Origin of the sequence: Collimonas pratensis (genome assembly GCF_001584185.1) — a bacterium.
In the GTDB taxonomy this organism is placed as follows: Bacteria; Pseudomonadota; Gammaproteobacteria; order Burkholderiales; family Burkholderiaceae_D; genus Collimonas; species Collimonas pratensis.
Genome location: NZ_CP013234.1, coordinates 5574257 through 5588173, shown reverse-complemented (window position 1 = coordinate 5588173; position 13917 = coordinate 5574257). Strand labels below are relative to the sequence as shown.

General features: G+C 58.1%; 12 protein-coding genes. 7 read left to right on the top strand and 5 right to left on the bottom strand.

Going from position 1 to position 13917, the window contains the following annotated elements; translation table 11 throughout:
- The first annotated feature begins 12 nt into the window (after positions 1–12).
- Positions 13–2085: a carbon starvation CstA family protein gene (locus tag CPter91_RS24815; protein ID WP_061945441.1), complete on the top strand. Its 2073-nt coding sequence runs from the start codon at positions 13–15 to the stop codon at positions 2083–2085.
- 22 nt (positions 2086–2107) lie between these two features.
- Complete coding sequence (locus CPter91_RS24810; RefSeq protein WP_041742732.1) at positions 2108–2308, top strand: YbdD/YjiX family protein; 201 nt, start codon at positions 2108–2110, stop codon at positions 2306–2308.
- Between the two features lie 88 nt (positions 2309–2396).
- Here the strand turns inward: CPter91_RS24810 and CPter91_RS24805 are convergent, their stop codons facing one another.
- The 4 genes from CPter91_RS24805 to CPter91_RS24790 all read right to left on the bottom strand — a co-directional run bounded on the left by CPter91_RS24805 (position 2397) and on the right by CPter91_RS24790 (position 5659).
- Complete coding sequence (locus tag CPter91_RS24805; protein ID WP_061945439.1) at positions 2397–2924, bottom strand: DUF6622 family protein; 528 nt, start codon at positions 2922–2924, stop codon at positions 2397–2399.
- 147 nt (positions 2925–3071) lie between these two features.
- Positions 3072–3941: a GntR family transcriptional regulator gene (locus tag CPter91_RS24800; RefSeq protein WP_082793248.1), complete on the bottom strand. Its 870-nt coding sequence runs from the start codon at positions 3939–3941 to the stop codon at positions 3072–3074.
- 111 nt (positions 3942–4052) lie between these two features.
- Positions 4053–4559 carry a hypothetical protein gene (locus tag CPter91_RS24795; protein ID WP_061945437.1) on the bottom strand — a complete coding sequence of 169 codons (507 nt, stop codon included), beginning with the start codon at positions 4557–4559 and terminating at the stop codon, positions 4053–4055.
- Positions 4556–5659 (bottom strand): MGDG synthase family glycosyltransferase, encoded by a 1104-nt coding sequence (locus tag CPter91_RS24790; RefSeq protein WP_061945435.1) that lies wholly within the window; start codon positions 5657–5659, stop codon positions 4556–4558. The genes CPter91_RS24795 and CPter91_RS24790 overlap by 4 nt, the downstream gene beginning before the upstream one ends.
- Positions 5660–6112: 453 nt before the next feature.
- On the opposite strand from CPter91_RS24790, the gene CPter91_RS24785 reads away from it, so the two are divergent.
- The 5 genes from CPter91_RS24785 (at position 6113) to CPter91_RS24765 (ending at position 13140) form a co-directional block, all read left to right on the top strand.
- Positions 6113–7012 (top strand): DMT family transporter, encoded by a 900-nt coding sequence (locus CPter91_RS24785; RefSeq protein WP_061945433.1) that lies wholly within the window; start codon positions 6113–6115, stop codon positions 7010–7012.
- A 34-nt stretch (positions 7013–7046) separates the two neighbouring features.
- Positions 7047–7352, top strand: coding sequence for an NIPSNAP family protein (locus CPter91_RS24780; RefSeq protein WP_061945431.1), 306 nt, complete (start codon positions 7047–7049; stop codon positions 7350–7352).
- 226 nt (positions 7353–7578) lie between these two features.
- Positions 7579–10296, top strand: a complete 2718-nt coding sequence (locus CPter91_RS24775) for a type VI secretion system Vgr family protein (RefSeq protein ID WP_082793244.1) — start codon at positions 7579–7581, stop codon at positions 10294–10296.
- Positions 10297–10304: 8 nt separating this feature from the next.
- Entirely contained in the window at positions 10305–12287 is a 1983-nt protein-coding gene (locus CPter91_RS24770; RefSeq protein WP_061945429.1) for a LysM peptidoglycan-binding domain-containing protein, read from the top strand.
- A gap of 145 nt (positions 12288–12432) precedes the next feature.
- Positions 12433–13140, top strand: coding sequence for a hypothetical protein (locus tag CPter91_RS24765; RefSeq protein ID WP_061945427.1), 708 nt, complete (start codon positions 12433–12435; stop codon positions 13138–13140).
- A 122-nt stretch (positions 13141–13262) separates the two neighbouring features.
- On the opposite strand, the gene CPter91_RS24760 is transcribed toward CPter91_RS24765, so the two are convergent.
- Entirely contained in the window at positions 13263–13859 is a 597-nt protein-coding gene (locus tag CPter91_RS24760) for a nitroreductase family protein (RefSeq protein ID WP_061945425.1), read from the bottom strand.
- Positions 13860–13917 lie beyond the last annotated feature (58 nt).

Genomic DNA, 13917 nt, shown 5'->3' with positions numbered 1-13917 from the left:
GGGAGGAGAACAATGAATCGTCTATCTTCAAAGATGGGCTGGCTTGCGCTGGCCCTGCTCGGTGCATTCGCGTTTGGCTACATCGGCCTGCGGCGCGGCGAATCCATCAGCGCCATCTGGATCGTGATTGCCGCAGTCTGCGTCTATCTGATCGCCTACCGTTTCTACAGCCTCTATATTTCCGACAAGGTGCTGGGCCTGGACGCCACCCGCATGACGCCCGCCTACAAGTACAACGACGGGCTGGACTATGTGCCGACCAACAAGAACGTCTTGTTCGGCCATCACTTTGCCGCGATTGCCGGCGCCGGCCCACTGGTGGGGCCGGTGCTGGCGGCGCAGATGGGCTACCTGCCCGGCATGCTGTGGATATTGGCCGGGGTGGTGTTTGCCGGCGCCGTGCAGGACTTGATGGTGCTGTTCATCTCGACCCGCCGCGACGGCCGTTCGCTCGGTGACCTGATCAAATCGGAACTGGGTACGGTGCCCGGCGTGATCGCCCTGTTCGGCACTTTCATGATCATGGTGATCATCCTGGCGGTGCTGGCGCTGATCGTGGTCAAGGCGCTGGCGGAATCGCCCTGGGGCACGTTTACCGTGGCGGTGACGATTCCGATCGCCTTGTTCATGGGCGTGTATACCCGTTATATCCGGCCGGGACGGATTGGCGAGATTTCGCTGATCGGCTTCGTGCTGCTGATGCTGGCAATCGTCGGCGGCCAGTATGTGCAGGAGCATCCGGTGCTGGGCGCCATGTTCACCTTCACCGGCAAGGAACTGACCTGGATGCTGATCGGCTACGGCTTCATCGCTTCGGTGCTGCCGGTCTGGCTGCTGTTGGCGCCGCGCGACTATCTCTCGACTTTCCTGAAGATCGGCACTATCGTCGGCCTGGCGCTGGGCATCGTGTTTGTCGCGCCGGAACTGAAGATGCCGGCCTTCACGCAGTTCATGGACGGTTCCGGCCCGGTCTGGTCGGGCAGTCTGTTCCCCTTCCTGTTCATTACCATCGCCTGTGGCGCGGTCTCTGGCTTCCACGCCTTGATCGCTTCCGGCACCACGCCCAAGCTGCTGGAAAACGAACGCCATGCGCGTTTCATCGGCTATGGTGCGATGCTGATGGAATCGTTTGTCGCCATCATGGCGCTGATCGCCGCTTCCTGCATTGAACCAGGCGTGTACTTTGCGATGAACAGCCCGGCCGCGCTGATCGGCACTACCATCGATACGGCGGCGCATGCGGTCTCGCAATGGGGCTTTTATGTGACGCCGGAAATGCTGGCTCAGGTGGCCAAGGATGTCGGTGAGCACAGCATCATTTCGCGTGCCGGAGGCGCACCGACGCTGGCGGTCGGCATGGCCCACATCCTGTCCAGCATCGGCGGCGGCAAGGTCATGATGGCGTTCTGGTACCACTTCGCGATCTTGTTCGAAGCCTTGTTCATCCTCACCGCGGTGGACGCCGGCACGCGCGCCGGCCGCTTCATGCTGCAGGACCTGCTCGGCACCTTCGTGCCCTCCATGCGCAAGATCGATTCGCTGCCGGCCAGCCTGATCGCCACCGCCTTGTGCGTGGCCGGCTGGGGTTATTTCCTGTATCAGGGGGTGGTCGATCCGCTGGGCGGCATCAATACCCTGTGGCCTTTGTTCGGCATTTCCAACCAGATGCTGGCAGGGATTGCGCTGATCCTGGCGACCTGCGTGCTGTTCAAGATGAAGCGCGACCGCTTTGCCTGGGTCACCATCGTGCCGACCGTCTGGATCCTGATCTGCACCCTGACCGCCGGCTGGCAAAAGATTTTCGATGCCAACCCGCGGGTCGGCTTCCTGACGCATGCCGGCAAGTACCAGGCGGCGCTGGCGGACGGCAAGTTGCTGGCGCCGGCCAAGTCGGTGGCGCAGATGCAGCAGATCATTTTCAACGATTACCTGGATGCAGGGCTGGCGGCCTTCTTCATCCTGGTGCTGCTGAGCATTCTCGGTTTCGGCATCAAGACCGTGCTGGCAGCGCGCGCCGCCAGCAAGCCGAGCACCAGCGAGACGCCGTTTGAAGCGCTGCCTGCCAGCGCTTTGCCCTCTACCTGAATATCAACCTGAAAGGCCGGCCATGCTGGAAGAACTGTCGAAAGCCGGACGTTACCTCGGTCAGACCATGCGCCTGATGGTGGGGTTGCCTGAGTACGGCACTTACGTGACGCATATGGAAAACACCCATCCGGGCGAACCGATGATGAGCTATGAAGAGTTCTTCAAGGAACGCCAGGAAGCGCGTTATGGCGGCAATGGCCGGGTTGGACGCTGCTGTTAGCGCCAGCTGCTTGAAAGTTAAGCATCCTGTGGGGATGTTGATGCCGACCGGCTTGCCGGTCGGTTTTTTTTGCCCTGTTTTTTGTCGTTCAGTTCAACTGGCCGTTATAGGCGCTTGGCGCCGGTTGCGGGCTGTAGTAAAGGTTGACGATGCGCAGCAGGCGGCCGATGAACATGCCGTTGAACACACCGTACAACGTACAGACAACGACGGTAAATACAGTGTCTTGCGCTAGCGCCGGATGCATGGCCAGTGTCACGCCAACCACATATTTGGTCAGGAAAATCCCCATCATCAGCATCAATGGCAGCCAGCTGCCGCGCTGGAATACGACGCCGCGTTCCGGATAAGCGCTCACGCGATCTTTCCTGAACAAGCGCCAGGTCAGCGTCGCCGCGACGGCCGCCGCCAGCAGCCAGCACAGCATCGGCAGCGCCAAGATGCCAAACACGGTCGACACGCCCTGCCAGGACAGCGCCAGCATCACCAGCGGGATGATGGCCAGTTTCTTGAGCGTCAGCTCGCGGTCGACGCTGGCAAGGACGCCGCGGTAGACCAGGAACGCCAGCAGCGCCCAGACCCAGAGTGGTGTGTGTGAAATGATTTGTGCAAACATGAGGTTCTCCCGTTGAGTGATCTGCGGCGATTATCTGGTCGCCGCAGCGGCGGGAGAAGCGAAAAGCGACGAAATGCAGGAATACGTCGTGAATCGACTGCTGGCGGCGATGGCGTGCAGCCGGCCCGTCCCCTGCCCCGGGCGCCGCTAGCGCACTTCCGCCGAGTACTGGAAACGCTCCGCCGGCACAAAGGACGTGCGCCATTCGACCGGTTCGCCGGCGTGATCCAGCATCAGCCGCTCGACGCAGATCGCCATGGTCTTGGTTTTCAGCTTGAATACGGAAGCATTGGCGCGGTTCAGCGGTTTCGCTGTCAGGTCATCGATGGCGCGCGAGACCAGCACTTCGCATTCGCTCTCGTAGACGGGATACAGGGATGGCGGGGAATTGCTTTTCAGATATTTTTGCAGTTTCCTGAAGCGCGCCAGCGGCAGCCAGATATGTTCCGACAGCACGATTTCATTGTCCAGCGAACGGGTGCGATGCAGATACAGCGCCTTGTCGCGTGGCTTGAGTTTGAGTTTTTCTGCCACCGCGGCGGGAGGTATGGCGCTCGTCATCGAACGGATCTCGGCAGTCGGCAGCTGGTTCTTGGCTTTGCCATGCTGCCGTACGAAACGCAGCATCGAAGAGCGTTCGGCAGCGCGCGCGACGAATGTTCCGCGTCCCCGCACGCGATCGACGACGCCGTCGGTGACCAGCGCGTCCAGCACCTTGCGCATGGTGCCGACGGCAATTTCATATTCAGCGGCCAGCTTGTCCTCGGATGGCAGCGCTTCATCGGCGGCCCAGCTACGCAAAGCGATCCTTTGCAGCAAATCGTCACGGACTTGCAGATAACGCGGCAGGCGCGGATCGGAGCTGTTTTCCGGCGGGAGAGGCGTAATTTTTTTCGAGAGAGGCGCGTTTTTTTTGGAGAGAGACGCGTTTTTTTTCAGGAGAGGCGTGTTTTTTTGCGAGAGAGACGCATTTTTTTTCGGCAGAGACGCGTTTTTTGCACTTTTTTTGATCAGCATTTACAACATTTCAAACTTGGAACGGGTCCGCAATTTACCAAGTTCCAGTTGTTTTTACAATACATATATGAATCTCTACTTCTATACAGAACCAGAGATTCACATATCGATTCAGCCCCGGCTGAGCGCGACGGCCACCGGGCGCGGCTTGCGCTCGGCCAGCCACAGCAATACGATCGCCACCACCGAATAAATCCAGTAATCGACCGGCACCCCGCCCAGCCAGTGCTTGTGCCACGGCACGTCCAGCGGATTAAAGCGCGCCAGTCCGTAAGCCGGGTTAAGCACGAACCAGAGCCAGTCTTCGCTGATCCAGAACACCATGATGGAAGCCATGATGCGGCACTCGCCGCGCCAGTCCCAGCTGCCGTTGAACCAGATCGGATAGTGGAACATCAGGGCGATGAACGGGAAGATCCAGGCGTGATAGCCGGTCATGGCGCGCCCGCCCCAGAAGATGTCGAGCAGCCAGTGATGTTCGATGCGCCAGGTCGGCAGGTTGGCGGCCCAGCCGGCCGCGCCCTCGATCTGGATCTCGACGTTGGCGAAAAAAAAGGCGGTCAGCACCGCCCAGAACAGCATGCCGAATACGCGGCGGAAAGGTGTGGAAGCAGTCATGGCGAGAGTCTAGTCAATGGAGAATCGAGCGTGCTGAGCACGGTTTGCAGCACCGCGCGCGCGGCGCGTGGACGGCCCAGCTCCAGGCTGCGCTGGCGCAAGCGCTGCAGCAGTTGCGGTTGTCGCAGCAGTTGCTGCACCCGGTATTCCAGCGCGGTGAGATCGATGGCCTTGAGCGCGGCGCCTTGTTCCAGCAGGTAGTCGGCGTTGCGTTCCTCCTGTCCCGGGATCGGCGAGTGGATGATCATCGGCACGCCCATCGCCAGGCATTCAGAGGTGGTCAGGCCGCCCGGCTTGGTGATCGCCAGGTCGGCGCAGGCCATCAATTCGTCGACCTGGCTGGTGAAGCCGAACGGGAACAGCCGGCCCGGATGTGCCGCCGCCAGCTGCTGCAGGTCGCTCAGCATGGCGGCGTTCTTGCCGGCCAGCGCCACCAGCTGGAAATCGTCCGGCAGCGCCAGCAGCCGCTGCACGGTCTTGTCGAGATCGCCGATGCCGGCGCCGCCTGACATCATCAGGATGATCTTGCGCTGCGGATCGAGGCCGAACTGGCGCGCGCATGGTTCGCGCTCCAGGGTCTGGCCGAAACCGGGCATGATCGGGATGCCGGTGACGTGCACCGCATCGGCTGCCAGCCCGCGCGTCCGCATGCGATAGGCGATTTCCTCGGTGGCGGCGAAATAGCCCTGCATCAGCGGCTGCAGCCACATGCTGTGCAGGTCGAAATCCGTGACCTGCACCCACACCGGACAGACCACGCGCTGCTTGCCGATTTCGCGCGCCAGCAATTCGGCCGGCAGAAAATGGGTGCAGATGATGGCGTCCGGCGCCGCCGCCTGTATCGCTTTGCGCAAGGGCCGGGTGCTGATGCGCTCGATCGCGCGCCGCAGCTTTTGCGTCGGCGAACTGCTGAGCGCCTTGTCGCTTTTCTGGTAGACATAGCCCCACAGCGCGGGATGGCGGTTCACCAGGTGCAGGTAGAAATCGGTGTACACGGCGCGGAAGCCGGCCGGGACGAAATCCATGGCATCCAGGTGGATTGCTTCGGTGCCCGGGAATTCGGCGGCGGCATAAGCTTTCAGTGCTTCGGCGGCGCGCATGTGACCGGCGCCGGCGGAAACGCTTAACAGCAATAGTTTGCGAGGGCGTGCAGGTTTGGTGGCGGCGCCCGTGCGGGGCGCATGTGCTGGCTTATGAATAATCGGCTCCGGCGATTTGTGGACTGTAATAACCAAATCAAGAGCGCTTGTCACGTACACGACACGCATGGCGGCGTTGCAAATGCTCGCAATAGACCCGCTATTGCTCCGCTTCGCGCCTTGCCCTGCGCGCCGTGTACGCGCCCCTCGCTCCTGATTTGGTTATTACAGTCCACGGGGTTTATTGCCGGCGATGCAAAAGTGACTACTTTCAAGCATACTCCTTGCAATCTGCATTTTTGAATGGGCCACCGGGGTGGCCGATGCCGTTGATGATAGGGATAAATCAACGCTGAGTAAAATGACATTTATGACAAACCATCCCTGCCTGCACCTGTTCCGGAAAGACGTACCATGCCTACCTCCCGCAAGCCGCTAGACGGCTTGGCCATGAGCCTGATGTTAATTCTTTGTATGTGCTGGGGGCTGCAGCAAGTGGCGATCAAGGTGGCGGCGCCGAGCATCTCGCCGATACTGCAGAACGGCCTGCGTTCCGCCGTCGCCGCCGTGCTGGTGAGCGGCCTGATGTGGTGGCGCGGCAGTAAATTCTCGCTGACCGACGGCAGCTTCTGGCCGGGCCTGGCGACCGGCCTGCTGTTTGCCGGCGAGTTCCTGTGCGTCTCCATCGGCTTGAACTACACCACGGCGTCGCACATGTCGGTATTCGTTTACACCGCGCCGATTTTCACTGTGCTGGGTTTGCACTGGCTGGTGCCGGGCGAGCGTTTCGGCCTGACCCAGTGGCTGGGCGTGATCGCCGCGTTTGCCGGCATCGCGGTAGCGTTCGTCGGTGGCTTTGAAGCCGGCGCCGGTTTCAGCCGTACCTTGATCGGCGATGCACTGGGCGTGCTGGCCGCGATATTTTGGGCTGCCACCACCATCATGATCAAGCGCAGCGTTCTCAGCAATGCCTCGCCCAGCATGACCCTGTGGTATCAACTGACGGTGGCGGCGCTGTCGTTGCCGCTGGTCGCGCTGGTGTCCGGCCAGACTGAGCTGGCGCCGCTGATCGGCATCATGTGGGTCAGCCTGGTATTCCAGTCGCTGGTGGTCGCCTTCGGCAGCTTCCTCGCATGGTTCTGGCTGCTGCGCCGCTACCTGGCGTCGCGACTGACGGTATTTTCATTCTTGACGCCGCTGTTCGGCGTCAGTTTCGGCGTGCTGCTGCTGGACGATCCGATCGGCTTGCCGTTCGTGTTCGGCGCCGTGCTGGTGCTGAGCGGGATTGTGCTGGTGAACTGGCAGCGTCAGTGAAGTTTGATGTTTGATAGAAAATCAGGGAGAAGAAATGGTCACGTGTTATCTGCGCTACATCATCGACGCTGGCAAACTCAAGGAATTTGAGCATTACGGGAAATTGTGGATTCCGCTGGTGGAAAAATTCGGCGGCTCCCATCACGGCTACTTCTTGCCATCCGAGGGCGCCAACAACGTCGCCCTGGCCTTGTTCACCTTCCCCAGCCTGGCCGACTATGAGCAGTACCGCATCAAGATGGCGGAAGACGCGGACTGCCAGGCCGCCTTCAAATATGCGGAACAGACCAAATGCATTCTGAGCTACGAGAGAAGCTTCTTTCGGCCGGTATTCGACTAGGAATTTAAGCTAAACGCCTATGTACAGGCGGTCGGTTGTGGGGTTAACTGGCCGGCAAGGCGGCGCTTTGCGCAATCCGGACGCTCGTCTCCGATACCGCATGCATATGTGTTGTTTTTGCAACTAGACAGACAGTTCCGCGTTATATTCGCGTATATGTTTGGTACTATCTCGATCTCAACTATTCCCACACGACAATATTTATCGGTAACGTCAGGATCACGGCATGAGTAACCTACTTCAAAGCCTGCAAAGCCTTATCAACGGCCGCCAGAACAAGCGTATTCTTCGCCTTTCCTTCCCGCACGACGACGGTCCGCAGGCCCAGCTGCTGGTCAACAAGCTCGATGCCGTCGAAAGCCTGTCGCGTGATTTCGACTACACCGTGGAATTATTGTCGGACGACGCCGAACTGGCCCTGAAGGATTTGCAAGGCAAGCTGTTCTGCGTGGAACTGGTGAGAGCCGACGGCAGCCTGCGCTACTTCACCGGCTACTGCTTCGAATTCCGCCTGCTCCGTACCGACGGCAATATCGTCTTTTATCAAGCCAAGCTAGGGCCCTGGACCCAATACCTGCGCCTGCGCAAGGACAACTACATCTTCCACGGCAAGACCCTGCGCGAACAGATCGACAGCATCTGCGCCGATTACGGCACTTTGCCGGACTGGGACTATCGTGTCAGCGGTACCGATCCGATCATGACGGACGCCATCCAGTTCGATGAGAGCGACCATAACTACGTCCACCGTCGCCTGGAAGCGGCCGGCCTGTTGTACTACTACGAGCACACAGACAAGGGCCATAAACTCATCATCACCGATGACTCCACCCAGGCCGCCGCCATCGACGGCGGTGCAGAGATCCGCTTCCAGCGCCATGGTGGCGCGTTTGAAGAAGACGGCATCGGCGAGTTTTCTCCGGTGCGCCAGATTGTTCCCGGCTCCGTTTCACTCTCCGGTTTCAATTTCAAGAGCCCGGTGCCGATTAATGCCGGCGTACCGACCCTGAACAAGCAGGGCAATGTGCAGGATGTCGAATCCTACGAATATACCGGCGCTTATGGCGTAAAAGGTGCACAGGATGCCGACAAGCTGTCGCGCCTGCGCATGGAAGAGATTGAAGCTGCCGGTAAACACTTTGAAGCCGCGGGGAATAACCGCTATGTCTTGCCTGGACGCTGGTACCGTCTGACCGGCCATTTCTCCAGCAGCCCGTTCGCCAGCCACGAAGACGCTGGCAAGAATGAATTCCTGATCATCTCGGTGCACCACATCGCCAGCAACAATTACCTGCAGCAGGCAGACCAGAAGGCCGAGTACCGCAATGAACTGACTTGCCTGCGCAAGACCATCCCCTGGCGTCCGGGCCGCAATTACCATAGCGTCAACACCAAGATCCTGTCTCCGCAAACCGTCACGGTGGTCGGTCCTTCTGGCCAGGGCAGCGTTCATACCGACGAATTTGGCCGCATCCGCGTCCAGTTCCACTGGGACCGCATCGGCAACAACGATGAGCGCAGCTCGGCCTGGGTGCGTGTCGCCAGTTCCTGGGCCGGCGGAGAACTGGGAGCCAAATCCATCCCGCGGGTGGGTTCGGAATGCCTGGTGCAATGGCTCGATGGCAACCCCGACCGTCCCATCGTCACCGGCAGTGTCTACAACCAGCGCAACATGCCGCCCTGGAAGCTGGCGACCCAGCAATCGCTGATGGGTTTTAGAAGCCGCGAACTGACGCCCAACGGCGGCAACCAGGCCGGGGGCAGAAGCAATCACCTGATCCTGGACGACACCAACGGCAAGATCCAGGCGCAGCTCAAAAGCGATCATCAGCACAGCCAGTTGAGCCTGGGCAGTATTACGCGGATTGAAGACAATGCGGGGCGCAAGGATGCCCGGGGTGAGGGCTGGGAGCTACGCACTGACGGCCATGGCGTGGCGCGTTCGGCCAAGGGGATGCTGATCACCACCGAGGCCAGAAACAACGCTGCTTCGCATATCAAGGATATGGGGGAGACGGTCAGTCGCCTGACGGCTGCGCGCGACCAGCATGAGTCGCTGGCCGATGCTGCACAGCAGGCTGGAGCGCAGGAGAAGCAGGGGCAGCAAGCCGATGTCGCGCAAATCCTGAAAGCGCAGAATGATGCGATCAAGGGCGGTGGCGCAAGCGAGGAGGGCAGCTTCCCGGAATTGTCACAGCCGCACCTCGTGTTGGCCAGTCCTGCAGGGATTGAAACTACCACCAGCGGCAGCACCCATGTCGCCAGCACTCAGAACACTGCCATCACGACCGGCAAGAGCTTGTCCATCGCCAGTGGTGACAGCCTGTTCGCCAGCATCAAAAATACCTTCCGTCTGTTTGTCCATAAAACCGGAATGAAAATGATTGCAGCGGCGGGTGATATCGACATGCAGGCGCTGACCAATAATATTAACTTGCTGGCCAAACTGAATATCACTCAGACCGGCAATCGCATCACGATCACAGCCAAAGAAGAAGTACTGATTAACGGTGGTGGCAGTTACGTCAAATTCAATGCTGGGGGCATCGAACACGGCACCAATGGGACATATGTGGCTCATGCCGCAGTGCACAGCATGCCGGGACCGCAGAACGTTCCGATAACTGTGCCGAGCATTCCCTTCAAACTGACGTCGGGTACCTATAGCAATCGCCTGGATGTCTATGATTTGTTCCTTCAGCACGAATTCTCCGAAATCAGTTACAAAGCAATCTCCAATAACACGCTGATTACCGGCACGCTGGATGAGCACGGACGTACGGAGCAGATTTTTTCTGAAAAAACGGAGAAGGCCAAGATCATGGTTGGGCAGAGCCAGGATGAGTGGGAAGCGGAAATTGAACCACTCGATGTCGGCCTGGCCCAGAACGATGCAGCAGATCAAAGCATGCCGAACGATATTGAAGCGGCAGGAAAGGAATAATAGTTGCCATGGCAGATAATACCCAACACGATGTCTCGGTCACTCTGGTGGACCTGTTAAGTTCACCGATCAAGTCTCTGAAATATGAAATCAAAAAACAGGCTACGGTTATCGCCGCCGGAGTGACCAATGCGAAGGGCGAACTGGCAAAGTTCGCTGCCAATCTCGACGATGAGCTGCAGATCTACGTGCAAAGGTTGGAAGGCACGGATATGAAGCTGATTAAGAATGTGCGCGTTACGCAGGAAAACCTGGCGTTCAAGCTGCGCAGTTCGAAAGTCATGCTGGATGTCGATCTGGTCAAGCATGAGGGCGACAAAGGGGTATACAAGCGGAAAACGCATATTGTCAAATCCGGCGATACCTTGGATAGCATTGCGCGTAAAAACGGCACCACGGTCCGTCAGCTGGCGACACTCAATCACATCAAGAATGCCAACAGTATCAGCGTTGGTCAGGTGATCAAACTGCCGGTGCCGCAGCCGGCATCCACAGGAGCGGCCGCGACACCACAGGCTACGCCTAAGGCAAGTCAGTCCGCCGGCCAAAATGTAAATCCTGCGCCAACGCCTTCGGCGGTACCCGCAGCTGGGGCTGCAGGTGCTCCTGCCAGCCAAAACGATGCCAAAGCCGGCGCTGATCCATTACAGGCGTTGAATCAGGACCGTAGCGCGAATTCCGGTAGTCCTAAAGCCGAATTGCAGGTTTGCAAGGACCAGAGCAATTGCATCAAGAAAGGCGATAAAGGGCCGCTGATCGAAGAGATCAATATTCGTTTGGCGGGGTTTGGCGGCGCTCTGCCTACTGATGAATTCACCGATCTCACGGAGAAATGCATCAAGCAGTTTCAGCGCGATTACATGGGTGCATCCGAAACCGGCCGCGCCTGTGGTGGCGTGCTTAAGGCGCTGGACGAATTCATGACCAGTTATCCTATTGCCTCGCGCTTTAGCCAGATGAAATGCAAGTGCAACGTTTGCGGCGGCTTCGGCAGTGGACGCATCCAAGGCAATGCGCATGAATATCCCGGCATTCATCGCAGCCTGGTCTGGGCGCTCAGGGCTGCAGAGTTTTATTTGAAAGAAACAAAACTGGGCTATTCGGTATTTACAATAAGTTCCGGCTATCGCTGTATCGACGATAATCTTCAGCATAGCCGCACTTCCGTCAATCATATGGGGCGTGCATTGGATGTCCAGTTTGTCAAAGACGGTGAAACAAGCAGAACCGGCAATGCCGGCATCGAAAAAATCCGCGAAGATATTTTTGTCAAATACCTCGGAGCACAGCACCGGTGGGTCAACCACAACAAGATTTCGCTGGAAGCTACTTCCGATGGCGCTACCACCTGGGTTCACTATGACGTGAGGGAATACCAGGCCAGCTATCAGCTGGATAAATTCTTTGTGCAATCGGCTGCCGATGCAAACGGCGAAAGCATTGTCGACTTAGCCAAGAAACAGGGCAAGACGCAGCTTGCTGCGTGCGGCGGAATTCCAAAGGATGTTGTGCAGCCGGAGGGGCAGGAGCACGAATTCAACGAGAATGACGCGAAAGAGGCGCTTCGCTACATCTACGACAAATATGGCAAAGACACGGCTGAAGTTGTCGAGCGGATGTACCGGGTCGAAACCGCCCATTTCAAATCGAAACAGTACAGACATTGCGGTACGCCAGGGATGGAGGCGCATGGCAGCCCTCCATACTACGGATGGAACGGGTCTTATTTTAGCGAAGCGCCAACCGGACTGTGGGCTGCCTTCGAAGGGGCGGGATTGAGCGGGGCTGGCGGCAATGCCCAGGTCACCGACAAAAAGAAGCAGTTTGTTAAACTGTCGTCGGTCAAAGTCGGCATGGAATATGTGGCGAAATACAAAGATGGTCATGACGGGAACTACGCACGCTGGTTTTCAACTGACGAAACCAAGCAGGCCTTATACAGAAAGACCTTGGCCACTGTTGTTCCCCGGATCGTGAATTCGTTTAAATAAATTTGCAGAGGTTGTAGATATGCGTTCAATCGTGTTTGCATTAATTGCCTTTTTTTCACTTGCGTCTTATGCCGCTGACCAGCCTGGGGTTGCTAGCTGCCAAACCGATCTGACGAATTTGATCGTCCCGAGTATAAAAACGGCGATGCCAAAAAAAGACATCTCCGCGGAGCTTGCCGAAAACGACAGCGGCGTCTACAAGGTCAGGCTGTTCGTCGCCGCCGATAATCCGAACCAGCAGGTATCCATCGGGTGGGTCATCCTGGATACAAACAAGAGCAGCGCCTACGATATAACCCGGGACGACGAGCATCCGGATAAGCTGAATCTCGACGCCGGCAAATACAAAAGCTTTTCAGACAAATGCCTGAAACCTGCAAACAAGGACGCGAGCCAGGCGATTACCGGCACCAGGCTGCCGTTTGCATTTGACCGCTACTTCCAGTGCGCCACGGGTGCGGCGAAGGCAGACGAATGCGCCGATCGTTTTCATGCCTATCCGGTCAGCGCATTGGGCAGCGAGTTAAGAAGCCAGATCGATTCCAGCATGGATACCGTGCTGTTCCTGCCGCCGGTCGCGGACCTGAAGGTCGTGCTTGCCGGCCGCGCGGAGACGGACGTCAATATCTATATTCTCTATGCCTTCAAGAATGGGAAGCTGGTCGCAAAGCAGACGGTCGGAAAAATGGATGGCGAGACTATCCTGACTTTCGATATCAGCAAGGACTATCTGATCACGACGTATGAGAGAAACGGCAGCATCAAGAGCAAGATCAAGAATGTCGGCCATTTCAAGATGAACAATGATGGCAAATTCATAGTCTGTACAACTGCCAATCCGACCTGCAAGTAATGTAATTTTTGGCGGCGATCGGTGTCGTACAAATAAAAAATGCGGATGAACGGCACAAACCGTTCCTCCGCATTTTTTCGAGGCCCAGGCGCATCGAGCCTCTCATGCAAGACTCAAGACTATCAAGCCTTGAAAGTGCCTTCCGAAACCAGCGCCTGCAATGGCGAACGCGGGCTAGGTTCTTCCTTCGAACGCAGGCCTTCCGGCAGCATGGCCTTGTCGCCGATCTTGCCGATGGCGACGGCCGCTTCGATGGCGAATTCGGCTGGAACACCGAGTTCAATGCGTGTCTTTTCCTTGTCGAAACCGGCCATGCCGTGGGCATGCCAGCCGGACAGGCTGGCTTGCAGCGCCAGGTAGGCCCAGGCTGCGCCGGCGTCGAAAGAATGGGTTGGCATGGCGATTTCGTCGCTGCTGCCTGGCGGCGTGAAAGTGGTTTTCGACAGCACGATCACCAGTGCCGAGGCGTTTGCGGCCCAGCTGCGGTTGAATTCGTTGAGCAGGCCCACCAGGCGGTCCCAGTGCGGTGTGCCGCGGCGGGCGAAGACGAAGCGCCATGGTTGCGAATTGTAGGACGATGGCGCCCAGCGCGCGGCTTCCAGGATGGTCAGCAATTCTTGCTCGGACATCTCGTCGTTGGTGTAGGCGCGTGGCGACCAGCGGCTGAGGAATTGCGGGTGGGCCGGGTGATCGGCGACGCGTGGCGTGGACTGGGTCATGATGTTTCCTGTTGTGAATTAAGTAATGGGTGCAAAGAAAAAAATTCAATGTGGCCGG

Bases quoted from the DNA above. Each gene is read 5' to 3' on its own strand.
- CPter91_RS24815 (WP_061945441.1), top strand. From the start codon at position 13: ATGAATCGTCTATCTTCAAAGATGGGCTGGCTTGCGCTGGCCCTGCTC.
- CPter91_RS24810 (WP_041742732.1), top strand. From the start codon at position 2,108: ATGCTGGAAGAACTGTCGAAAGCCGGACGTTACCTCGGTCAGACCATG.
- CPter91_RS24805 (WP_061945439.1), bottom strand. From the start codon at position 2,924: ATGTTTGCACAAATCATTTCACACACACCACTCTGGGTCTGGGCGCTG.
- CPter91_RS24800 (WP_082793248.1), bottom strand. From the start codon at position 3,941: ATGCTGATCAAAAAAAGTGCAAAAAACGCGTCTCTGCCGAAAAAAAAT.
- CPter91_RS24795 (WP_061945437.1), bottom strand. From the start codon at position 4,559: ATGACTGCTTCCACACCTTTCCGCCGCGTATTCGGCATGCTGTTCTGG.
- CPter91_RS24790 (WP_061945435.1), bottom strand. From the start codon at position 5,659: ATGCGCGCCGCCGAAGCACTGAAAGCTTATGCCGCCGCCGAATTCCCG.
- CPter91_RS24785 (WP_061945433.1), top strand. From the start codon at position 6,113: ATGCCTACCTCCCGCAAGCCGCTAGACGGCTTGGCCATGAGCCTGATG.
- CPter91_RS24780 (WP_061945431.1), top strand. From the start codon at position 7,047: ATGGTCACGTGTTATCTGCGCTACATCATCGACGCTGGCAAACTCAAG.
- CPter91_RS24775 (WP_082793244.1), top strand. From the start codon at position 7,579: ATGAGTAACCTACTTCAAAGCCTGCAAAGCCTTATCAACGGCCGCCAG.
- CPter91_RS24770 (WP_061945429.1), top strand. From the start codon at position 10,305: ATGGCAGATAATACCCAACACGATGTCTCGGTCACTCTGGTGGACCTG.
- CPter91_RS24765 (WP_061945427.1), top strand. From the start codon at position 12,433: ATGCCAAAAAAAGACATCTCCGCGGAGCTTGCCGAAAACGACAGCGGC.
- CPter91_RS24760 (WP_061945425.1), bottom strand. From the start codon at position 13,859: ATGACCCAGTCCACGCCACGCGTCGCCGATCACCCGGCCCACCCGCAA.